This window comes from Microbacterium pollutisoli, from assembly GCF_053586795.1.
In genome coordinates this window covers 472,125-492,395 of record NZ_JBNYWT010000002.1, presented here as the reverse complement: position 1 = coordinate 492,395, position 20,271 = coordinate 472,125, and the positions used below count along the sequence as shown (strand labels likewise).

At 71.3% G+C, this 20,271-nt stretch carries 23 protein-coding genes; 17 read left to right on the top strand and 6 right to left on the bottom strand.

The annotated features are described in order from the left end of the window. Positions 1-70 precede the first annotated feature (70 nt). Together ACQ143_RS07195 and ACQ143_RS07190 are read right to left on the bottom strand one after the other, a co-directional pair. Positions 71-361: a DUF4287 domain-containing protein gene (locus tag ACQ143_RS07195; RefSeq protein ID WP_449570021.1), complete on the bottom strand. Its 291-nt coding sequence runs from the start codon at positions 359-361 to the stop codon at positions 71-73. 131 nt (positions 362-492) lie between these two features. After that, a complete protein-coding gene (locus ACQ143_RS07190) occupies positions 493-2,205 on the bottom strand; it encodes a DUF222 domain-containing protein (RefSeq protein WP_449570020.1) in 1,713 nt (570 codons plus the stop codon). Positions 2,206-2,368: 163 nt separating this feature from the next. On the opposite strand from ACQ143_RS07190, the gene ACQ143_RS07185 reads away from it, so the two are divergent. The 3 genes from ACQ143_RS07185 to ACQ143_RS07175 are packed head-to-tail and all read left to right on the top strand — an operon-like array spanning position 2,369 to position 3,658. Next, positions 2,369-2,803: a helix-turn-helix transcriptional regulator gene (locus ACQ143_RS07185; protein WP_449570019.1), complete on the top strand. Its 435-nt coding sequence runs from the start codon at positions 2,369-2,371 to the stop codon at positions 2,801-2,803. 5 nt (positions 2,804-2,808) lie between these two features. Continuing rightward, positions 2,809-3,225: a VOC family protein gene (locus ACQ143_RS07180; RefSeq protein WP_449570018.1), complete on the top strand. Its 417-nt coding sequence runs from the start codon at positions 2,809-2,811 to the stop codon at positions 3,223-3,225. A 1-nt stretch (position 3,226) separates the two neighbouring features. Beyond that, positions 3,227-3,658: a hypothetical protein gene (locus tag ACQ143_RS07175; protein ID WP_449570017.1), complete on the top strand. Its 432-nt coding sequence runs from the start codon at positions 3,227-3,229 to the stop codon at positions 3,656-3,658. A gap of 46 nt (positions 3,659-3,704) precedes the next feature. On the opposite strand, the gene ACQ143_RS07170 is transcribed toward ACQ143_RS07175, so the two are convergent. Further along, positions 3,705-5,147 (bottom strand): PQQ-dependent sugar dehydrogenase, encoded by a 1,443-nt coding sequence (locus ACQ143_RS07170; protein ID WP_449570016.1) that lies wholly within the window; start codon positions 5,145-5,147, stop codon positions 3,705-3,707. A 126-nt stretch (positions 5,148-5,273) separates the two neighbouring features. On the opposite strand from ACQ143_RS07170, the gene ACQ143_RS07165 reads away from it, so the two are divergent. After that, complete coding sequence (locus tag ACQ143_RS07165) at positions 5,274-5,912, top strand: acyl-CoA synthetase (RefSeq protein ID WP_449570015.1); 639 nt, start codon at positions 5,274-5,276, stop codon at positions 5,910-5,912. Further along, positions 5,909-6,244, top strand: a complete 336-nt coding sequence (locus ACQ143_RS07160) for an amino acid transporter (RefSeq protein ID WP_449570014.1) — start codon at positions 5,909-5,911, stop codon at positions 6,242-6,244. Before ACQ143_RS07165 ends, ACQ143_RS07160 begins: the two co-directional genes overlap by 4 nt. Before the next feature lie 18 nt (positions 6,245-6,262). On the opposite strand, the gene purB is transcribed toward ACQ143_RS07160, so the two are convergent. Then, positions 6,263-7,642, bottom strand: a complete 1,380-nt coding sequence (gene purB / locus ACQ143_RS07155; RefSeq protein ID WP_449570013.1) for an adenylosuccinate lyase — start codon at positions 7,640-7,642, stop codon at positions 6,263-6,265. A 28-nt stretch (positions 7,643-7,670) separates the two neighbouring features. Beyond that, entirely contained in the window at positions 7,671-8,186 is a 516-nt protein-coding gene (locus ACQ143_RS07150; protein ID WP_449570147.1) for a low molecular weight protein-tyrosine-phosphatase, read from the bottom strand. Positions 8,187-8,292: 106 nt separating this feature from the next. Between ACQ143_RS07150 and ACQ143_RS07145 the strand changes: the two genes are divergently transcribed. After that, entirely contained in the window at positions 8,293-8,580 is a 288-nt protein-coding gene (locus ACQ143_RS07145) for a hypothetical protein (protein WP_449570012.1), read from the top strand. Further along, positions 8,577-9,878 (top strand): hypothetical protein, encoded by a 1,302-nt coding sequence (locus tag ACQ143_RS07140; protein WP_449570011.1) that lies wholly within the window; start codon positions 8,577-8,579, stop codon positions 9,876-9,878. Before ACQ143_RS07145 ends, ACQ143_RS07140 begins: the two co-directional genes overlap by 4 nt. On the opposite strand, the gene ACQ143_RS07135 is transcribed toward ACQ143_RS07140, so the two are convergent. Then, a complete protein-coding gene (locus tag ACQ143_RS07135) occupies positions 9,875-10,270 on the bottom strand; it encodes a phage holin family protein (RefSeq protein ID WP_449570010.1) in 396 nt (131 codons plus the stop codon). The two genes, ACQ143_RS07140 and ACQ143_RS07135, sit on opposite strands and share 4 nt — an antisense overlap. Positions 10,271-10,381: 111 nt before the next feature. Between ACQ143_RS07135 and ACQ143_RS07130 the strand changes: the two genes are divergently transcribed. The 10 genes from ACQ143_RS07130 (at position 10,382) to ACQ143_RS07085 (ending at position 20,271) form a co-directional block, all read left to right on the top strand. After that, on the top strand, positions 10,382-11,449 hold the full coding sequence (locus tag ACQ143_RS07130; protein WP_449570009.1) for a histidinol-phosphate transaminase: 1,068 nt from the start codon (positions 10,382-10,384) through the stop codon (positions 11,447-11,449). A 103-nt stretch (positions 11,450-11,552) separates the two neighbouring features. Continuing rightward, entirely contained in the window at positions 11,553-12,683 is a 1,131-nt protein-coding gene (locus ACQ143_RS07125; protein WP_449570008.1) for a thiamine pyrophosphate-dependent dehydrogenase E1 component subunit alpha, read from the top strand. After that, positions 12,680-13,660, top strand: coding sequence for an alpha-ketoacid dehydrogenase subunit beta (locus ACQ143_RS07120; protein WP_449570007.1), 981 nt, complete (start codon positions 12,680-12,682; stop codon positions 13,658-13,660). Before ACQ143_RS07125 ends, ACQ143_RS07120 begins: the two co-directional genes overlap by 4 nt. A 36-nt stretch (positions 13,661-13,696) precedes the next feature. After that, a complete protein-coding gene (locus ACQ143_RS07115; protein WP_449570006.1) occupies positions 13,697-15,034 on the top strand; it encodes a dihydrolipoamide acetyltransferase family protein in 1,338 nt (445 codons plus the stop codon). Between the two features lie 365 nt (positions 15,035-15,399). Next, positions 15,400-16,383 (top strand): metal ABC transporter solute-binding protein, Zn/Mn family, encoded by a 984-nt coding sequence (locus ACQ143_RS07110; protein WP_449570005.1) that lies wholly within the window; start codon positions 15,400-15,402, stop codon positions 16,381-16,383. Further along, entirely contained in the window at positions 16,380-17,192 is an 813-nt protein-coding gene (locus ACQ143_RS07105) for a metal ABC transporter ATP-binding protein (protein ID WP_449570004.1), read from the top strand. Before ACQ143_RS07110 ends, ACQ143_RS07105 begins: the two co-directional genes overlap by 4 nt. Before the next feature lie 23 nt (positions 17,193-17,215). Then, entirely contained in the window at positions 17,216-18,073 is an 858-nt protein-coding gene (locus tag ACQ143_RS07100; RefSeq protein ID WP_449570146.1) for a metal ABC transporter permease, read from the top strand. Positions 18,074-18,082: 9 nt separating this feature from the next. Beyond that, entirely contained in the window at positions 18,083-18,487 is a 405-nt protein-coding gene (locus tag ACQ143_RS07095) for a Fur family transcriptional regulator (RefSeq protein ID WP_449570003.1), read from the top strand. Further along, positions 18,474-19,505, top strand: coding sequence for a permease (locus tag ACQ143_RS07090; RefSeq protein ID WP_449570002.1), 1,032 nt, complete (start codon positions 18,474-18,476; stop codon positions 19,503-19,505). Before ACQ143_RS07095 ends, ACQ143_RS07090 begins: the two co-directional genes overlap by 14 nt. Further along, on the top strand, positions 19,498-20,271 hold the full coding sequence (locus tag ACQ143_RS07085; RefSeq protein ID WP_449570001.1) for a TIGR03943 family putative permease subunit: 774 nt from the start codon (positions 19,498-19,500) through the stop codon (positions 20,269-20,271). The genes ACQ143_RS07090 and ACQ143_RS07085 overlap by 8 nt, the downstream gene beginning before the upstream one ends.

The window sequence follows — 20,271 nt, the reverse complement described above, 5'->3', positions numbered from 1 at the left end:
CGTCGGGTTGGCAGCGCGCCGGCTTCGTGGCGCGCAACGGTCCGCGCGCCGGGTCGGCGGCGTTCGGTGGTCAGCCCGCCGGGTTGGTCGCGGCGCCGTCGAGCCAGAGTGTGTCGCTGTCGTCGGCGTGGGAACCGGTGGTTCCGACGTGCTTCGCGCTGATCTTGGGGCCCTTGGTGATGACGTGGACCATGGCCATCGCGTGCCCGCGGCCCAGACCGTAGTCGGCGGCGAGCCACTCGACGATGGGGGCCGCCTTGGTGGTCTCGTCGAACCCCTTCTCGCGGGCGATGTCGACGAGCTGGCGGGGTGTCAGCCCGGTCTTCTTCTCGACGGCGTCGAGATATGCCTGAAACGACATGTGCGTCCCCTTCGGTCATGAGTGGCGTGCGCACGCTATCGCACGGGAGTTCGCGGCGCTAGTGGTCTCCTGCGTGAACGCGCGGCGTCAGAACGGCGCGGGCGTGGCCCCGGAACGGCGCGGGCGGGGCGTCAGAACGGCGCCGGGGTGTCGTCGCGGAGGTAGAGGCCGTGACGGTTGCGGGTGCGCTCGATGAGGTCCGCCGGAACGAACGCGACGGGAGGTGGCGGGGTGTCGGTGTAGATGTGCCCATCGGGGTCGTGCCATTCGAGGACGCCCCCACGGCGGTGGATGACCCGCCAGGACGTGTGGTGCTTGAGCACATGGTGTCGCCGGCAGATGCATGCGAGATTGCACAGCTGGGTGCGCCCGCCCTGGGCGTGGTCGTGGGTGTGATCGGTGTCGCATCTGCGCGCGGGCATGCTGCACCCGGGGAATCGACAGTGCCGATCTCGGGCGCGGAGGTAACGGCGCTGGGCGGCGGTCGGTGTGTACCGGTCCACCTCGAGAACAGTGCCGGTGATCGGATGGGTGAGAACGCGGTCCCAGCCGGGGGCGTCGACCGTGAGCATGCGCGCCGTTGCGGGATCGATGGGGCCGTATCCGTCGAGTTCGGCCGGTTCGGTGCCCACGGTGTCGTCGCCCGCGAGCAGCGAGAGCACGGGGACGGTGATCTGCACCTGCCCGATGACCGCGGCGATGGGTCCGGCGTCGGCTCCGAGGGGCACGCCGGCCAGCAGCAACTCGGTGATCACGTCGGCCCGCCGCTGGTCGAGCGTGCGCTCGTCGGGCTCCGATTCGCGCTCGTGGCGGCTCTGCCCTGCGGCGATGCCACGGGCGTGGGCGGACCGCGGGTCGATGAGCCGGGCAGTCGATACGAAGTCCACGCCGGTCAGGAGTCGGTCGTCGCTGAGACCGGCGATGGAAGCCACGGTGCGTGAGGACGCGTCGGTGGACGCGGCGGCAGCACCACCCGCGTACAGCGCCGTCCGCACCCGCGCGGTGAGCGTCAGTTCGAGCGCACTGCCCATGGGCCGCGCGGAACCACCCTGGCCTCGAGAAGCACCCGGGCCGCGAGAACCACCGGGGCCTCGAGAACCACCGGGGCCGCGAGAACCACCGGGGCCGCGAGAAGCGCGCGAGCCGACCGGTGTTCCGAACACCCGGGCCAGGGCGGCGTCGTCGACTTCGGTGAGGTTGAGGCGGGCGATGCTCGTCGCACGGTCCATGGCCGCGTGGGCGAGGACGGCGGGGATGTCGAGTGTCAGACGGGCCATGCCGTCGGTGAGGCGGGAGACGCGCACCTTGCGATTGTCGCGGGCTCGGCGGTGCCGTTCGGCGAACGGCACCGGGTTGCACCGTTCGGCCAACCGCTCGGCGATCGGACGCGTGCGCGTGGCCGTCTCCCCCTCGGCCACGGGCACCACCTCGGCTTCGAACCGGGCGCGCGCATCTTCGTCGTCGAGGAGTGCGCCGGCGTCCGTGATGACGCGCACGTGAGCGCGGCTGATCCGCCCCTCCCGCCAAGCCGCCACCGTCATCGGAAACCACCGCACGGTCTGCTGCGCCTGGACGATCTGGCCCTGGATCGCCCGATCCGACAGCCGCACCCGTGCGCCCAGGCGAGCGGACGCATCGCGCAGCGGAAGCGCCGTCGCCCGCTGCGTGGCCGGCAAGGCCTCGATCTGTGCGTCGACGGCGTCGCCGAGATCGGCGAGGGCCTCCGTCTCGGCCGCTTCGAGCGCCGCTATCTGAGCGCGGATGTCGGCCACCCGGTCGATCATCGCCATGACCCCGCGCGCGCCCGTCCCGAGGTCGGGAGGCGACAGCTGTTCGAGGGTCATGCATCCATTCTAGCTTGAGATATCGAACAAAGCAACGATGAATGTGGAGAAGTCAAACATGCGACCACCGCACACGTGTCCGACACCGCCGCAGAGGTCGGCGATCCCAGCCGATCCGCCCAACCCGTGGCATCCTCTCGCCCCGCGTGGAATCATCGGGGGAATGGGTGCCCCCGACCTGCAGACCCTTGCGCTGCTGCGGCGCGTGCGCGACCGGATGGACCGCGAGTACGCGCAGCCGCTCGATGTGGAGTCGCTGGCGCGTGACGTGCACATGTCGGCCGGCCACCTCAGCCGGCAGTTCGTTCTCGCCTACGGCGAGCCGCCCTACGCGTATCTCATGACGCGGCGCATCGAACGGGCGATGACGCTGCTGCGGCGCGGCGACCTCAGCGTCACCGAGATCTGCTTCGCGGTCGGATTCTCGTCGCTGGGCACCTTCAGTTCGAGGTTCTCGCAGCTGGTCGGCGTCGCGCCGAGCGTGTATCGGGAGCAGGGCGCGCCGTTCCGTCCCGGCATGCTGCCGTGCATCGCCAAGAACCTCACCAAACCGATCAGGAATCGAGAAGCGAGGCCCGCAGCGACGCTCGTACCGTGATCCGCATGGACATCACCATTCATTCCAGCTTCCTCCCGCACACCGATCCGGACGCGTCGTTGGCGTTCTACCGCGACGTGCTCGGGTTCGAGGTGCGGCTCGACGTCGGGTACGAGGACATGCGGTGGATCACCGTGGGTCCGGCCGGCCAGCCCGACACCGCGATCGTGCTGCACCCGCCGGGGGTCGGCTACGACGTCACCGAGGACGAGAAGCAGACGCTGCTCGAACTCATCGCCAAGGGCAGCTACTTCGGCGTGAACCTGGCCACCGATGACCTCGACGCCGCCTTCGCGCAGGTCGAGGCCGCCGGCGCCGACATCGTGCAGGAACCGATCGAGCAGGACTACGGGGTCCGGGATGCCGCGTTCCGCGACCCGGCCGGCAACCTTATCCGCATCCAGCAGAAGAAGGAGAACTGACATGGCCGACAAGGGATTCAGCGCCGAAGAGCGCGAAGCGATGAAGCAGCGCGCCGAAGAGCTGCGCGCCTCGAAGGGCCTGAAAGGCGCCGCCAAACTCGCGCGAGAGGTCGAAGCCTGTGTCGCCGCCATCGACAAGCTGACCGGCGTCGACAAGGAGGTGGCGGTCCTGTTGAACAAGATCGTCACCGAAGAGGCCCCCGACCTGAACCCGAAGACGATGTACGGCTTCCCGTCGTACGCCCGCGACGGCAAGGTCGTCGTCTTCTACCAGCCGGCATCCAAGTTCAAGACCCGGTACGGCACGGTCTCGTTCGACGACCCCGCCAACCTCGACGACGGGCCGATGTGGGCGGTCTCGTACGCGGTCGTGGAAGTAACGGATGCCGTGGAGAAGAAGGTCCGCGAGCTCGTCAAGAAGGCGGTGAGCTGACCGGCCACGCCCGCACGACCGACCACACCACGCCACGACCGCATCGTCACCCCACGGGGACACTGACGATGCGGTCGTCGCCGTCTGCGGCATCGCCGCGGCCGTCGGTGTTGTTGGTCAGCACCCAGACGGTGCCGTCCGGGCCGGCGATCACGTCGCGCAACCGGCCGTACTCCCCCGCCAGGTGCTCCCTAGACGAGCCCAGGTCGGCCAGCGGCACCTCGCGCAGCACGCGGCCGCGCAGGTTCGCGATGTACAGCGCGTCGCCGATCACCGCGATACCGCTGGGGCTGGCCGCGCTCGTCTCCCACACCTGCACCGGATCGCGGAAGCCCTGGCCTTCGCCGCCGGTTCCTTCCACGACCGGCCAGCCGTAGTTGCCGCCGGCGACGATCACATTCAGCTCGTCCCAGGCGTTCTGCCCGAACTCGCTCGCGAGCATCGTGCCGTCGTCGGTCCAGGCCAGGCCCTGCACGTTCCGGTGGCCCAGGCTGTAGACCGGCGACCCGGCGGTCGGGTTGTCGGCGGGGATCGACCCGTCGGGATTCACCCGCAGGATCTTGCCGGACAGCGACTCGGGATTCTGCGCACCGGCCGGGTCTCCGGCATCCCCCGCCGCGATGTACAGCGCCCTGTCGGGACCGAAGGCGATGCGTCCGCCGTTGTGGATGCCGGCTTTCGGCAGCCCGTCGATGACCACTGCCGGGTCGGCGACGCCGAGGTCGCCCGGTGTGCCGATGAGCGTGAACCGTACGACGCGGTTGTCGTCGGCGGCGGTGAAGGCGGCGTAGAGACCGTCGTCCCCGTCGCGGGCGAGGCCGAGGAGGCCGCCCTCGCCGCCGGGCACGACGCCGTCGACGGTGGCGACCTCGCGCAGGTCGCCCGTGCCGGTGAGTTCGAGGATGCGGGCGCTGTCGCGCTCGCTGATGAGCACCGAGGTGTCCACCACGACCATCGACCACGGGGCGCGCAGGCCGGTGACGATGTCGACCGGGCCGGTCGGTGCCGGGGGTTCGGAGGCGGTCTCGTCGGGCGACGGCTCGGCGGTCGGGGCGGCCGAGGCGGTCGGCGTGCCCGGTACGGTCTCGGGCTCCGCCCCGGCTGTCCCGGGTCCGCCCAGCGCGAGGATCAGCGCGCACACGGCCAGCACCGCACTGACCGGCGCCATAGTCCAGCGTTCGGGCAGGCTCCGGGAGATGAGGTTCAGAGCGATGCCGACGACGAAGTACGCGCACACGATCCACGTGAGCACGACGATCACGACCGAGGTGCCGCCGGGCAGGATGCCGGCGCGACTGAGCAGCAGCGCGGCGATGGCGGCGTAGAGCACGACCGCGACGGCGCTGCCCACCCGCAGCCGTGTCGGGACCACGGTGTGCTGCCCGCCCCACACGAACCGGCCGTAGGGCAGCCCGCAGGCGACGAGCACCTGCAGCACGGCCAGGCCCAGCAGGACGACGCAGGCGATCGCGGCGGCGACGGTCGACATGGAGGCGATGTTACGGGGTGGCGGCGACCGGCAGGAGGGCACCGGTGGTCGCGGCCATCGGCATCCTCTCGGCCACGACGCCTAGACTGGAGAGGTTCTGATCCGCCTGCCCTGATGGGTTCTGCCGTGACCACCACCGCCGCCCGCACCTTCGAAGTGCGACATGTCCAGCTTGCGCGCGCCCTGTTCGCCGCGCTGGCTGCCGTCATGGTCACCTTCTCGCCGGATCACTCGGCCGGCGTCGGCCTCGCGGTGTTCAGCGGCTTCGCGATCGCCACCGCGCTCGTCCTGCTGCTGGCATGCTGGCTCGTCTACACGGCCGGGACCCGCACCGTGCCGCTGATCCTCGGCGTCCTGACCCTCGTCGCCGGGATGATCGGCGGTCTTCCGGCCGTGCGCACCGAGATCGGCTTCTTCGTCCTCGTCATCGCATGGGCGCTGCTGACCGGACTCGTCGAGCTCATCGGCGGCATCCGCGGCCGCCGCACCGGCGACCCCACGGGCCGCGACGGCGTGCTCATCGGCATCCTCACCCTCGTTCTGGGCGTCGGACTGCTGGTGGTCAATCCCGCCTACAGCCTGGAGTACTTCATCGCCGAAGCCGGCCGTTCGTTCACGCTGACCGGTGTCACCATCGGCGTCGGACTGTTCGGCGGCTACTGCGCCATCGTCGCGGTCTTCCTCGGCATCGCGGGCTTCTCGCCGCGCACCGAGACCGAGCCGGACACCGCGAGCGCGCACACATCCGCAGGAGAGACCCCATGACCGAATCCCGCTCCCACCGCCGCGATCTGCTCAAGCCCGTGCAGCTGCTGGGCTTCGCCTTCGCGGCGGCCCTGTTCGGCGGGTTCATCGCCCTGATGTCGATGGGGTTCTTCCAGGGCATCAGCGAATCGCAGCGCGGTCACGTCGTGATCGTGTCGCTCGTGGTCGCGGGCATCTCGTTCATCGCCACGCTGGTGATCATGGCGCTGCTGATCCTCGCGGTCGACCCCGCCGAACTCGACAAGCCGATCGACCGTCCGGTGCTGCTGCCGCCCGAAGAGCAGGCGAAGGATGCCGGTGACGACACCGGCGCGGACGGCTCCGCCCGCTGATCTCCGGAGTCGCCCCGCTCAGAGCTCGTCGACGAGACGGTCGGCCAGGCCCGTGTAGGTCTCGGGCGTGAGGGCCAGCAGGCGCTGCTTGGCTTCGTCGCTGATGTCGAGACCCTCCACGAACTCGGCCAGCTCCGGCCCGCCCACCCGGCGGCCGCGGGTGAGGTCCTTCAGCAGCGCGTACGGGTCGGTGATCTGCGACCGGCCGGCGGTGATCTCGGCGCGCACGACGGTCTGGATCGCCTCGGCCAGCACCTCCCAGTTCGCGTCGAGGTCGGCGCGCAGCACGTCACGCGACAGCGAGATCTCGGTGAGCCCCCGCTGCAGGTTGTCCAGCGCCAGCAGCGAGTGCCCGAACGCGACGCCGATGTTGCGCTGCGTCGTCGAGTCGGTGAGGTCGCGCTGCATGCGGCTGGTGACCAGGGTGGAGGCCAGGGTCTGGAACAGCCCCCCCGAGATCTCGAGGTTCGCCTCGGCGTTCTCGAACCGGATCGGGTTGATCTTGTGCGGCATCGTCGACGAGCCGGTGGCGCCGGCGACCGGGATCTGCGCGAAGAAGCCCATCGCGATGTAGGTCCAGATGTCGGTGGCGAGGTTGTGCAGGATGCCGCCGGCGTGACGGGCTCGGTCGTACAGCTCCACCTGCCAGTCGTGCGACTCGATCTGGGTGGTCAGCACGTTGAAGTCCAGGCCCAGTCCCTCGATGAACGTGCGCGACAGCGCCGGCCAGTCGACGTCGGGCGCCGCGGCCAGGTGGGCCGACCAGGTGCCGGTCGCGCCCGAGAACTTCGCGAGGTACTCCCCCGCCTCGATCTGCCGTGCGACCCGCTCGAGGCGCCACGCGAACACCGCCAGTTCCTTGCCCATCGTGGAGGGCGTCGCGGGCTGCCCGTGCGTGCGGGAGAGCATCGCCGCGTCGCGGTGGGTCACCGCCAGCTCGCGGATCGCGGCGATCACCGCGCGGAGCTTGGGCAGCCACACGTTCTCGACGGCGCGCTTGACCGTCAGCGCGTACGAGGCGGAGTTGACGTCCTCACTCGTGCAGGCGAAGTGGGTCAGCTCGGCGATCGCGCTCAGGCCCAGCGAGTCGAGCCGGTCGCGCACCAGGTACTCCACGGCCTTCACGTCGTGGCGGGTGACCGCTTCCTTCTGGGCGAGCCAGTCGATCTCGGCCTGCCCGAAGTCGCGGTACAGCGCGCGCAGGCGCTTCTTGTCGCCGTCGGCGAGCGGGGTCGACCCGAACAGCGACCGGTCGGCCAGGGCGATGATCCACTCCACCTCGACCTCGACGCGGGCGCGGTTGAGCCCCGCTTCCGAGAGGTAGTCGGCCAGTGCGGTCACCGCCGCCTGGTAGCGACCGTCGAGAGGGCTGAGCGGCTGGGCGGGAAGAGAGGTCACGAGGCTCCGATCGGTGTGGGGCGGGCGCTCAGGACGTCGATCGGATGGCGGGTTCGAGCTGCCGGAAGAGCGCCCGGCTCGCACCCTCGATCATAGCGAGCACGTCGTCGAACATTCCGGGGTGCCCGTAGTAGGGGTCGGGCACGTCGAGCTGGTCGTCGTCCCGGCCGGCGAACGACAGCATGAGCGCGAGCTTGTCGGCGTCGTCGGGGGTGCGCGCCCAGCTGGCGAGGATCCGCTCGTGCGAGCGGTCGAGGGCGACCACCAGGTCGTTGCGGTCGAAGTCGGCGTACACGAACTGCCGTGCGCGGTGCTTCGAGCCGTCATAGCCGCGGCGGCGGAGCGCCTCGAGGGTGCGGGCGTCGGCGCGCTCCCCGACGTGCCAGTCACCGGTCGCCGCGCTGCTCGAGACCACCCGATCACCCAGCCCCGCCTGATCGGCGAACCAGCGGAAGACCACCTCGGCCATCGGGGAGCGGCAGATGTTGCCCGTGCACACGAAGATCACACGGAAGGGCTCTGGAGATGCGGGCACGGCTTCCATCATGGCGAATGCACCGCTTCCTGCACAGGATGCCGGTTTCCCGACGCTGTCCACCGATCCCGCATCCGGGTCCTTCGACACCGGCCCGGGCCGGGAGGATCGGGCCATGTCGAGCACCACCACCGACCCGTGGCTCGCGTCCGCGCACCGGCTGCAGACCGCCCGCGACCGGCTGCACACCCTGCACGGCGACGTCGACGGGCTGCGCGCGCGGGCGCGGGCGCTGGCGGCGACCAGCGACTGGCAGTCCGCGGCGCTCGACCGGTACCGCGCGGCGGTGGACCAGCTGCGGCAGCGCCTCGACCGGCTGGCCGACGGCATCCAGATCGCCGACCACAACCTCGAGTGGGAGCAGCAGCGGCTGCGGTCGGCGTCGCAGCGGTACGACGGATGAGTGACCTGGACATTCGCAGCGGCGGCATCGTCGCCGTCGACACCGCCGATCTGCGGCACGCGGCGGGTGAACTGGCCTCGCTCGCGGCCGGGTGCGAGGTCGTGCAGAAACGGCTGTTCGAGATCGGGGCGATCATCACCGCCGAGGGCGCCTGGGCCGCACTGCCCCACCCGGTCGTCGGCGACACCATCGCGCACATCCGTGACACCGAGGCCGACCTGCGCACCCTCGCCACGATCTACGACATCGTGGAGCTGCGCGCGCTGCAGGCGGCGGCCGCCGCAGCCGGCGACGAGCTGCGGGCCCGCAGCTTCGAGGCGCGCATCGACGCGATGACCGCGACGCTGCCGGCGGGCGACCGGCTCCGGGCCGCGGCTGAGGCGCTGTCGTGGCGGGCCGCCGGCCACCACGAGCTGCTCGCGCAGACCGCGCAGGCGCTGGCCCTGTCGCCCGGCCCGGCGGTCGCCGCCTCGCTGCTCATGGCCCTGCTGCTCGCGGGTGTCCGCGGGGCCGGCCGCGGGCCGGTGGATGCCGGCGCCCGGCTGCACGGCCCGGCGCAGCCGGTGCGGTTGCGGGCCCGCCGGGCGGCGCCGGTCACCGCCCCGGCATCCCTCGCCGATGTTGTCGGTCGGTTGCCCCGCGAGGGGGAGGGGCAGGTCCGGGTGGAGCGCTACACCCTGCCCGACGGGTCGCGGCAGTTCGCCGCGTATGTGACCGGCACGCGATTCGGCGAGGAGGGCGAGCCGTTCGACATGCGGTCGAACCTCGAGCTGTACGGCGGGGTGCGCTCGGCCTCGTACGACGCGGTCGTACAGGCGCTGCACGCCGCGGGGGCGACGCGCGGCGATACCGTGCATCTGGCCGGGCACTCCCAGGGGGCCATGGCGATCTCGCGGGTGGCGCTGGAGGGCGAGTTCCACGTCGGCACGGTGTTCACGTTCGGGTCGCCCGTGCAGGCGGACGTCGGCGACCGGACGCTCCAGGTCGCGGTGCGCCACGCCGACGACCCGGTCTCGGCCCTGGCCGGCGGCGGGTTCGCCGGCGACAGCGGCGCGCCGGGCAGCTTCGTGGCCGAACGGGTGGCCGATCCGGTCGGCCGGCTCTCCGACGTCACCTTCGATGTGCACCAGCTGGACGCCTACGCGGAGACCGCCCGGCTGCTCGACGCGTCGACCGACCCGCGCATCGACGTCGTGCACGAGCACCTGGCGCACCTCGGAACGGCGACCGCGGTCACCGCGACGATGTACACCGCGCGCCGCCGGACCGTGGGCGACAGCGGGGGAGGGGGTGCCTAGCGCTTCTTGGTCTGCGGCCGCAGGATGATGCCGAGGATCCAGTTGATGAGCGTGATGACGAGAGCGGCCACGACGCCCAGCCAGAAGTCCTCGACCCGCAGGCCCCACTCCCACCAGAGCGTGAGCCAAGCGGTCAGCCAGAGCAGGAACCCGTTGATGATCAGCGAGATCAGACCCAGCGTCAGGATGTAGAGCGGGAAGGCGACGATCTTGATGATCGTGCCGATGACCGTGTTCACGATGGCGAACACGGCCGCGACGGCGAGCAGCGTGAGCACGAGCTGGAGCGTCTCACCGGGGGCGAACGCGATGACATCGACGCGCAGCGGGTCGATGAGCGTCACGACCCAGATGGCGAACGCGTTGATGATGACGCGGATCAGGAATCGCATAGTGGCCTCAGTCTGGCAGGGAGTGCGCCGCGAGGGAACGGGCGATCCCGGGGTGGCGCCGGAGCTGCGACGAGGCCACCGCTGACGGGCGCTGATCCGTAGACTCGTCGCGTGACCGACATCCCCGTGCGCATCCGCCCCGAGATCGCGTCCCTGCCCGCCTACAAGCAGGGCACGCAGGCCGGGCCGGAGGCCTTCAAGCTCTCGAGCAACGAGAACCCGTTCGACCCGCTGCCCGGCGTCGTCGCCGCGGTGCAGGGGGCCACGGCGATCAACCGGTACCCGGACGCGTCGGCCGGGCGGCTGCGGGCCCGCATCGCCGAACGCTACGGTGTCGGCGACGACCGGGTGCACATCGGGGCGGGGTCGGTCTCGATCCTCTACCAGCTGGCGCAGGCGACCAGCGCGCCCGGCGACGAGATTGTGTTCTCGTGGCGCTCGTTCGAGGCGTACCCCGGTATGGTGACCGTCACCGGCGCCACGGCCGTGATGGTGCCCAACACCGCGGATGGCCGCCACGACATCGCGGCCATGATCGCCGCGCTCACCGACCGCACGCGCATGGTCGTGGTGTGCAGCCCGAACAATCCGACCGGGACGATCGTCACGCAGGACGAGTTCGACACGCTCCTGGACGCCGTGCCCGCCGACGTGCTGGTCGTGCTCGACGAGGCGTACGCCGAATTCGTCACCGCGTCCGGCGCCGTCGACGGCACCCGCGTGCTGGCGGCCGGCCGCGACAACGTCGTGGTGCTGCGCACCTTCTCCAAGGCGTACGGGCTGGCGGGGCTGCGGGTCGGCTACGCGGTCGGCCACCCGCGCATCCTCGACGCGGCGCGCTCGACCGGCATCCCCCTGTCCGTCACCGCCGCCGCCGAACAGGCCGCCCTGGCCAGCCTCGACGCCGAGCCCGAGCTGCTCGAGCGGGTCGCGGTCATCGCCGAGCGCCGCGACCGCCTGGCCGGCCGGCTGCGCGAGGCCGGGTGGGAGGTGCCCGACACGCAGGGCAACTTCGTGTGGCTGCCCGCCGGCGACCGGGCGCTCGAGGTCGCCGCCGCCTGCGCCGAGGCCGGCCTGATCGTGCGGGCCTTCGCCGGCGACGGCGTGCGCATCACGGTCGGCGAGGAGGCCTCGATCGACCGGATCGTGGAGACCGCGGCGGCCCTCGCGCCACGCTGAGCCCGCCCAGCGCGGGGGACTGTGGCCACGGGCCAGCGAACTCCGGCATCCATTGTCGATGTCATGCAGAGCCCGGAATGGACCTCGCGATAGCGTGAAACCCATGACTTCGCCCGACGAATCCGGCATCGTGCGCGTCCTGACGGCGGAAGGCACGTTCGCTCCGACCGCCGAAGCCGAACCGTACGTGCCGCTGATCGAGGCGCTGAGCGACGCCGAGCTCGAGACCTTCTACCGCGACATGGTCGTGGTGCGCGCCTTCGACCGGCAGGCCACCAACCTGCAGCGGCAGGGTCAGCTGGCGCTGTGGCCGCCGTCGTTCGGGCAGGAGGCCGCCCAGGTCGGCTCGGTGCGGGCGGCGCGCGCGCAGGACCACATCTTCCCGTCGTACCGCGAGCACGTCGTGTGCACAACGCGCGGCGTCGACCCGCTCGACATCATCCGTCTCATGCGGGGGCTCACCCACGGCGGCTGGGATCCCACCGACCCGCGCAACGGCAACACGCACGTGTACACGCTCGTGCTCGGGTCGCACACCCTGCACGCCGCCGGGTTCGGCATGGGGCTGGTGTTCGACAAGCGCTGCGGCACCGGCGACCCCGAGAAGGACCAGGCCGTCATCGTCTACTACGGCGACGGCGCGTCGAGTCAGGGCGACGTGCACGAGGCGATGGTGTTCGCCGCCAGCTACCAGACGCCGCAGGTGTTCTTCCTGCAGAACAACCAGTGGGCCATCTCGGTGCCCGTCACCACCCAGTCGCGCAGTCCCCTGTACCAGCGCGCCGCCGGGTACGGGATGCCGTCGCTGCGTGTGGACGGCAACGACGTGCTGGCCAGCTACGCCGTCTCGAAGGTCGCGCTGGACGAGGCGCGCGCCGGCGGCGGCCCCCGCGCCATCGAGGCGATGACCTACCGCATGGGCGCGCACACCACCAGCGACGACCCCACGAAGTACCGCACCACCGACGAGGAGTCGTCCTGGGCGCTGCGGGATCCCATCGCCCGCATGCGCGCATACCTGCAGTCGCGCGGTGCGGCCGAGTCCTTCTTCGACGAGGTGGACGCCGCCGCCCGCGACTATGCGGAGGACGTCCGCGTGCGCACCAACGCGCTCGGCGACATCCCGGTCGGCATCATGTTCGACCACGTGTACAGCGAGCAGCATCCCCTCGTCGACGAGCAGCGCCGCTGGCTCGCCGAGTACGAGGCGTCGTTCCAGGAGGGCGGAGCATGAGCACCGAGACACTGCCGTTCGCCAAAGCCCTGAACGCCGGGCTCGCCGCCGCCCTGGCCGCCGACGACCACGTCGTGCTCATGGGCGAGGACATCGGCCGCCTCGGCGGCGTGTTCCGCGTCACCGAGGGACTGCAGGCACGGTTCGGCGAGCAACGCGTGATCGATTCGCCGCTGGCCGAATCGGGCCTGGTGGGCACCGCGATCGGGCTGGCGATGGCCGGATTCCGGCCGGTCGTCGAGATCCAGTTCGACGGGTTCGTGTTCCCCGCGTTCGACCAGATCACCACGCAGCTGGCCAAGATCACCAACCGGCACGAGGGCGCCCTGCAGATGCCCGTCGTCATCCGCATCCCGTACGGCGGGCACATCGGCGCCGTCGAGCACCACCAGGAGAGCCCCGAGGCGTACTTCGCGCACACGCCCGGCCTGCGCGTCGTGTCGCCCGCGTCGCCCAACGACGCCTACTGGATGATCCAGGACGCGATCGCCTTGCCCGACCCGGTGATCTTCCTCGAGCCGAAGGCGAAGTACTGGCTCAAGGGTGAGGTCGACACCGCCGAGCGGGCGCTGGGGCTGCACGCCTCGCGGCGGGTGCGACAGGGCACCGATGTGACCCTCGTCGGCCACGGCGCGATGGTCACGACGCTGCTGCAGGCCGCCGCGCTCGCCGAGGCCGAGGGCACCTCGTGCGAAGTCATCGATGTGCGGTCGCTGTCGCCGGTCGACTACGGCCCCATCCTCGATTCGGTGCGCCGGACGGGCCGCATGGTCTACGCGCAGGAGGCGCCGGGCTTCGCGTCGGTCGGGTCGGAGATCGCGGCCACCGTCATGGAGAAGGCGTTCTTCGCGCTGGAGTCGCCCGTGCTGCGGGTGTCGGGCTTCGACGTGCCCTTCCCGCCCGCCAAGCTCGAGGGGCAGTACCTGCCCGACGCCGACCGGATCCTCGAGGCCGTCGACCGCGCCCTCGCCTACTGACATCTCTCTCGCGGTCCGCCGCGCTAAGGAGCACACATGAGCACGCAGACCTTCGTCCTCCCCGACGTCGGTGAAGGACTCACCGAGGCCGAGATCGTCCAGTGGCGCGTCGCCCCCGGCGACACCGTGGCCGTCGACGACGTGCTCGTCGAGATCGAGACGGCCAAGTCGCTGGTCGAGCTGCCGTCGCCGTTCGACGGGACGGTCGGCGAGCTGCTGGTCGCCGAGGGCGCCACCGTCGAGGTCGGCGCGCCGATCATCACGATCACCGCCGCCGGGGCGGCACCGGACGTCACGACCGGACAGTCGGCGCACGGCGAGAAGCCCGCCGAAGTGGATGCCGCCGGCGCCGTGCTCGTGGGCTACGGCACAGGCGGTGCGGTCACGTCACGCCGCAAGAAGCCCGCCGCGCGCACCGAGGCCGTGCGGGCGTCGGTGGGCGTGGTCGCCAAGCCGCCGGTGCGCAAGCTCGCCCGGGATCTCGACGTCGACCTCACCCAGGTCACCCCGAGCGGCCCGGCCGGCGAAGTCACCCGCGAGGACGTCGTGGCCCACGCGTCGCAGGCCTCGGTGTTCCGCAACATCGCGACCCCAGACCTCCCCGCCGAGCGCGAACGCACGATCTCCGTCGCGGCCGGGACACCGGCATCCACCCCTTCTTTCGACGAGAGCCGCGAGGAGGCGATCCCCGTCAAGGGCGTGCGCAAGGCGACTTCGTCGGCGATGGTGCGCTCGGCGTACTCGGCGCCGCACGTGTCGGTGTGGACCGACGTCGACGCGACCCGCACGATGGAGCTCGTCAAGCGGCTCAAGGCCTCGCCGGACTTCGCCGACATCCGGGTGTCGCCGCTGCTGATCGTCGCGCGCGCGGTGATCTGGGCCGTGCGGCGCACGCCGATGGTCAACGCCGCGTGGATCGAGAAGGACGACGGCTCGGCCGAGATCCGGGTGCGCAATTACGTGAACCTCGGCATCGCCGCCGCGACGCCGAGGGGCCTGCTCGTGCCCAACATCAAGGACGCGCAGGACCTCAACATGCGCGAACTGGCCCGCGCGCTCGAGAAGCTGACCCTCACGGCGCGCGAGGGCAAGTCGACGCCGGCCGACCAGCAGGGCGGCACCATCACGATCACCAACATCGGCGTGTTCGGGATGGATGCCGGAACCCCGATCATCAACCCGGGGGAGTCGGGCATCGTGGCCATGGGCACGATCCGCCAGAAGCCGTGGGTCGTCGACGGCGAGGTGCGCCCGCGCTACGTGACCACGGTGTCGGGATCGTTCGACCACCGCGTCATCGACGGCGACGGCATGAGCCGCTTCATCGCCGACATCGCCGCGATCCTCGAGGAGCCCGCGCTGCTTCTGGATTGAGGGCGCGTCTGGATTGAGGCCGGCCGGGGGGCCGGCCGGGGCCGGAGGCCCGGCATCCCCCATTTCACCCTTCCCTTGGTTCCCCTGTCACAAACGGTCGCGTCAGGCGTCCCTTTATGACAGGCGAACGGGGCTTGGGGCGCTCGGGGGGTCCGCCGCGCCGGGCCCGTCGGCCTCAGGGTGCCTCGGCCTGGCTCCCGGCATCCCCTGGTTCAGCTGTCCCTCGTTGAGCTGCCCCCTGGTTCGGCTGTCACAAACGGTCGGGTCGGGCGGCTGTTTGTGACAGGCGAACGGGGTCGGGGCGGCGCGGGGCGCCCGGAGGAGTGGTGTTGAGAACCATTATCAATAGCGGGTATAGTCGTCCCGTGAACCGCAGAACCCTCGCCCCCGTCGCGCTCGGCGCGGCCGCCGTGCTCGCGCTCGCCGGGTGCGCGTCGAGTCCGTCCGACGCCGAATCCGACGCGGCGGTGCGGGTCGCGGCATCCACCAGCGTGTACGGATCGATCGTCGAGGCCATCGGCGGCGCCGAGGTCGAGGTCAGCACGATCGTCTCCTCGCTGTCGCAGGATCCGCACTCCTATGAGGCGTCGGCGCGCGACCAGCTCACCGTGCGGCAGGCCGACCTCATCGTCGCCAACGGCGGCGGGTACGACGCGTTCATCGACGACCTCATCGACGCGAGCGGCACCGACGCGGTCGTGCTCAGCGCCGTCACGTTCTCCCACGAGTACCCGGACAACGCCGGACACGGCGAGGATGCCGGCCACGGCGACGACGAGTCCGCGCACGACCACGGCGATCACGCGGGCCACGACCACATCGAGGGCTTCAACGAACACGTCTGGTACGACCCGCACGCCATGGCGCACCTCGCCGAGGACATCGCGCACGAGCTGGGCGAGATCGACCCCGGCCGTGCCGCGACCTACGCCGAGAACGCCGCGGCATTCACGGGCGGCATCGCCGACCTCGAGGCGGCGCTGGGCGACATCGCCGCCGCGCACGAGGGCACTCGGGTCTTCGCGACCGAGCCGGTGCCGCTCTACCTGACCGCGGCGGCGGGCCTGGTCAACGCGACCCCGCCCGCGTTCAGCGAAGCCGTCGAAGAGGGGCAGGACGTGCCGCCGGTGAGCCTGCTCGAAGCGCTGCGGGTCGTCGAGTCCGGGGAGGTCGCCGTCCTCATCGCGAACGCGCAGACCGGCGGCGCCGAGACCACCCGCATGATCGAGGCCGCCACTGCGCACGATGTGCCGGTGCTCGAGTTCACCGAGCTGGTGCCCGATGGCGAGACCTACCTCACCTGGATGGCGCAGAACATCGCCGACCTCGCCGGTACGCTTTCGAGGTGAGCACGTCACCGTTGCAGATCCGCGGTGCCGCGCTGCGCCGGGACGACCGCGAACTGTGGAGCGGTCTCGACCTCGACGTCGCGCCCGGTGAGCTCATCGCCGTGCTCGGCCCCAGCGGCTCGGGCAAGACCACGCTGCTTCGCGCGATCCTCGGACTCGTGCCGCTCAGCGAGGGAGAGATCGTCGCACTCGGCGAACCGGTGCGCCGCCGCGGCAACCGCCGCATCGGCTACCTGCCGCAGGCGCGGCCCCTGCCCCCGGACACCGCGATGCGCGGCCGTGACCTCGTCGCGCTCGGGGTCGACGGGCACCGGTTCGGGCTGCCGATCCCACGGCGCGGGGAACGACAGCGCGTCGACGCGCTGATCGAGGCCGCCGGGGCGACCGCGTTCGCCGAACGGCCCGTCGGCAGCCTCTCCGGCGGTGAGCAGCAGCGCCTGCGCGTGGCCCAGGCGCTCGCCGACGACCCGCGGCTGCTGCTGTGCGACGAACCGCTGACCAGCCTCGACCTGGCCAACCAGCAGGCCGTCGTGCGCATGATCGACCAGCACCGCCGGTCGGGCGCCGCCGTGCTGCTGGTCACCCACGACATCAACCCCGTGCTGGGCAAGGTCGACCGCATCCTCTACCTCGCCGGCGGCCGGTTCACCCTCGGTGCCCCGAAGGACGTGCTCACCTCGCCCGTGCTCACCGACCTGTACGGCGCCCCCGTCTTCGTGCTGCGCGCCGGCGATCGCCTGGTCGTGGTCGGCGCGCCCGACGCCGAGGAATCCCACCATCACCACCACGACCACGGAGCGGACCTGTGACCTGGGACGACGTGTGGGACGCGATGTTCGGCGGCCTGCCCTACTACGGCGAGGTGCTGGCGCTCGTCGCCAACTCGGTGTGGGCCGGCGCGGTGCTGGGCCTGGTCGGCGGGCTCATCGGCGTGTTCGTCATCCAGCGCGATATGGCCTTCGCGGTGCACGGCATCAGCGAGCTGTCGTTCGCCGGGGCCGCCGCCGCGCTGCTGATCGGCGCCGACGTGGTCACCGGATCGATCGTGGGGTCGCTCGTGGCGGCGGCGCTCATCGGATGGCTGGGGGCGCGCGCCCGCGAGCGCAATTCCATCGTCGGGGTGCTCATGTCGTTCGGCCTGGGCCTGGGCATCCTCTTCCTCTCGCTCTACGACGGCCGCAGCGCCAATCGGTTCAGCCTGCTCACCGGGCAGATCGTGTCGGTGCAGACCGGCGAGCTGGGCTGGCTCATCGGCATCTCGGCCGCCGTGCTCGTCGCGCTCCTGCTCATCTGGCGACCGCTGCGCTTCGACTCGCTCGACCCGCAGGCCGCCGCCGCACGGGGCGTGCCCACCACGGCCGTGTCGCTCGCATTCATGCTGCTGCTGGGCCTGACCGTGGCGGTGGCCGTGCACATCATCGGCGCCCTGCTGGTGATGGCCCTGCTGGTCACCCCCGCCGCGGCCGCCATGCGCGTGGCATCCGGACCGGTCGCGGTGCCGGTGCTGTCGGCGCTGTTCGGCTTCGTCGCCGCCGTCGGGGGGATCCTCCTGGCCGTCATGGGCACGTTGCCGGTCAGCCCCTACATCACGACGCTGTCCTTCCTCATCTATGTCGTGTGCCGCATCATCGGCGGCCGCCGGGACCGGGTGCGGCGCACCGCCCAGCCCGCTCCCACGGCCGCTGGGTAGACTCCGGGCATGGCTCAGCGCAACACCTGGCAGCGGGAGCGAGTGCGTGCCGCACTCGCCGACGCCGGGGGTTTCGTGAGCGCGCAGGAACTGCACGCGACCCTTCGCGACGACAACACCGGCATCGGCCTGGCGACCGTCTACCGGGCCCTCGCGACCCTGGCCGCCAACGGCGACGCCGACCAGCTGCAGAGCCCCGAGGGCGAGGCCATCTACCGCGCCTGCGCCAGCGAAGGCCACCACCACCACCTCATCTGCCGGTCGTGCGGCACGACCGTCGAGATCCAGGCGCGCGATGTCGAGGAGTGGGCGCAGCGCACCGCCGCCACCCACGGTTTCACGCAGGCCGAGCACGTCGTCGACATCTTCGGGCTGTGCGCCCGGTGCACCGCGGGGAACCGTGTCGCGGACTGACACCGCACTCGGCGCCTCCGCGCCCCCGCGCGGCCCGGCGCCCGGCCGGACCGTCGTCGCGCTGGGCATCGGCGTGCTCGTGGTGGCCGCGCTCATCGCCCTGGCGGTGATCTCCCCGGCATCCCCCCTGCCCACCCGCGCGCAGGACGGCGTGACCCTCGCGCTGAGCGTGCTCATCGAATCGCTGCCGTTCATCGTGCTCGGCGTGATCCTCTCGATCGTCGTGCAGGTGTGGGTGCCGCCGGGCGTCATCGAGCGGTGGATGCCGCGCAACCCGTGGGGCCGCCGCGCCGTGCTGTCCCTGCTGGGTATGCTCGTGCCGGTGTGCGAGTGCGGCAACGTGCCGTTCGCCCGCGGCCTGATGATGCGCGGATTCTCGGTCTCGGAGACGCTGACCTTCCTCATCGCCGCGCCGATCGTGAACCCGATCGTCATCATCACCACCCATCAGGCGTTCGGCTTCGACGACGGGGTGCTCGTCGCGCGGCTGCTGGGCGGCTACGCGATCGCGAACCTCATCGGCTGGCTGTACAGCCGGCATCCCGACCCCGACGGCCTCGTCACCGACCGGTTCCGCGCGGCGTGCGCGGTCGCCGAGGGCGGGGTGGATGCCGGTGGCCGCGGCCGCCGCAGTCTCACCCAGCTCGTGGTGGAGCTGCGGGCCGTCATGCCGGCCCTGGTCATCGGCTCGGCGCTGGCCGGTGCCGTGCAGGTGCTCGTGCCCCGCGACGTGCTGCTGGCGATCGGGTCGAATCCGGCGCTGTCGATCGTGGCGATGATCGCCCTGGCGATGGTCGTGTCGATCTGCTCGAACGTCGACGCCTTCTTTGCGCTGTCGTTCGCCTCGACGTTCACCCCCGGATCGCTCGTGGCGTTCCTGCTGGTGGGCCCGCTGGTCGACGTGAAGATGCTGGCGCTGCTGCGCACCACCTTCCGCACGAAGGTGCTCGCCGGGCTCGTGGTCGTCGTCGTGCTGTCGGGCGCCGCGATCGGGACGGTGGTGAACCTCGTTGCGTGAGAACCCGGTGCTGCCGTCGCTGGTCACCCGCCTGCTGGGCGTGGGCCTGGCCGCCGCGATCGCGGCCGTCACCGTGACGCTCGCGGTACAGGACCGGCTGGGCCTGTACATCAACCCGGAGTCGTCGTGGTTCGCGGTGTCGATGTCGGTGCTGCTGCTGATCGGCGCCGTCGCGACCTTCGCGCTGCCGCTCGGCGCCGAAGCAGACCACGGGCACGACCACGCCCACGCTCATGACCACGACCACGATCACGATCACGATCACGCGAGGCCTGGGGTGGGCGCCGTCGCCACGATCTCCGGCGGCGTGCTCGCGACCGGCGTCGTCGGGGTCATGCTGCTCGTGCCTCCCGCGACCCTGTCGGCCGACATCGCGATCTCGCGCGACACCGGCACTCCGCCGCTGTTCCAGGGAGCCGACACCGTCGCGCTGGCCGCCACCGGCGACACCGCCTCTTTCGGGGTGGGGGAGTGGGCGAGCGTGTTCGCCACCGCGACCAACCCCGAGGCCTTCGACGGCGACGAGATCGTGCTCACCGGCTTCGTCACCCCCGGCGAGGAGGGCTTCGACCTGACCCGCCTGGTCGTCACCCACTGCGTCATCGACGCGCAGCCCGCCCGCATCCCCGTGGCCACCGGCGAGGTGCCTGCCACCGGCGAATGGGTGACGGTGACCGGGACCATCCGCGACGTCGACGGTCGGCTGCAGATCGCCGACGCCCACGTCGAGCAGATCGCCGCCCCCGCCGACCCGTATGAGTACTGA

Coding starts and splice junctions, on each gene's coding strand:
- ACQ143_RS07135 (WP_449570010.1), bottom strand. CDS start 10,270: ATGCGATTCCTGATCCGCGTCATCATCAACGCGTTCGCCATCTGGGTC.
- ACQ143_RS07170 (WP_449570016.1), bottom strand. CDS start 5,147: ATGTCGACCGTCGCCGCCGCGATCGCCTGCGTCGTCCTGCTGGGCCTG.
- ACQ143_RS07190 (WP_449570020.1), bottom strand. CDS start 2,205: ATGACCCTCGAACAGCTGTCGCCTCCCGACCTCGGGACGGGCGCGCGC.
- ACQ143_RS07150 (WP_449570147.1), bottom strand. CDS start 8,186: ATGGAAGCCGTGCCCGCATCTCCAGAGCCCTTCCGTGTGATCTTCGTG.
- ACQ143_RS07125 (WP_449570008.1), top strand. CDS start 11,553: ATGACTTCGCCCGACGAATCCGGCATCGTGCGCGTCCTGACGGCGGAA.
- ACQ143_RS07115 (WP_449570006.1), top strand. CDS start 13,697: ATGAGCACGCAGACCTTCGTCCTCCCCGACGTCGGTGAAGGACTCACC.
- ACQ143_RS07175 (WP_449570017.1), top strand. CDS start 3,227: ATGGCCGACAAGGGATTCAGCGCCGAAGAGCGCGAAGCGATGAAGCAG.
- ACQ143_RS07100 (WP_449570146.1), top strand. CDS start 17,216: ATGTTCGGCGGCCTGCCCTACTACGGCGAGGTGCTGGCGCTCGTCGCC.
- ACQ143_RS07120 (WP_449570007.1), top strand. CDS start 12,680: ATGAGCACCGAGACACTGCCGTTCGCCAAAGCCCTGAACGCCGGGCTC.
- ACQ143_RS07095 (WP_449570003.1), top strand. CDS start 18,083: ATGGCTCAGCGCAACACCTGGCAGCGGGAGCGAGTGCGTGCCGCACTC.
- ACQ143_RS07180 (WP_449570018.1), top strand. CDS start 2,809: ATGGACATCACCATTCATTCCAGCTTCCTCCCGCACACCGATCCGGAC.
- ACQ143_RS07185 (WP_449570019.1), top strand. CDS start 2,369: ATGGGTGCCCCCGACCTGCAGACCCTTGCGCTGCTGCGGCGCGTGCGC.
- ACQ143_RS07145 (WP_449570012.1), top strand. CDS start 8,293: ATGTCGAGCACCACCACCGACCCGTGGCTCGCGTCCGCGCACCGGCTG.
- ACQ143_RS07140 (WP_449570011.1), top strand. CDS start 8,577: ATGAGTGACCTGGACATTCGCAGCGGCGGCATCGTCGCCGTCGACACC.
- ACQ143_RS07195 (WP_449570021.1), bottom strand. CDS start 361: ATGTCGTTTCAGGCATATCTCGACGCCGTCGAGAAGAAGACCGGGCTG.
- ACQ143_RS07160 (WP_449570014.1), top strand. CDS start 5,909: ATGACCGAATCCCGCTCCCACCGCCGCGATCTGCTCAAGCCCGTGCAG.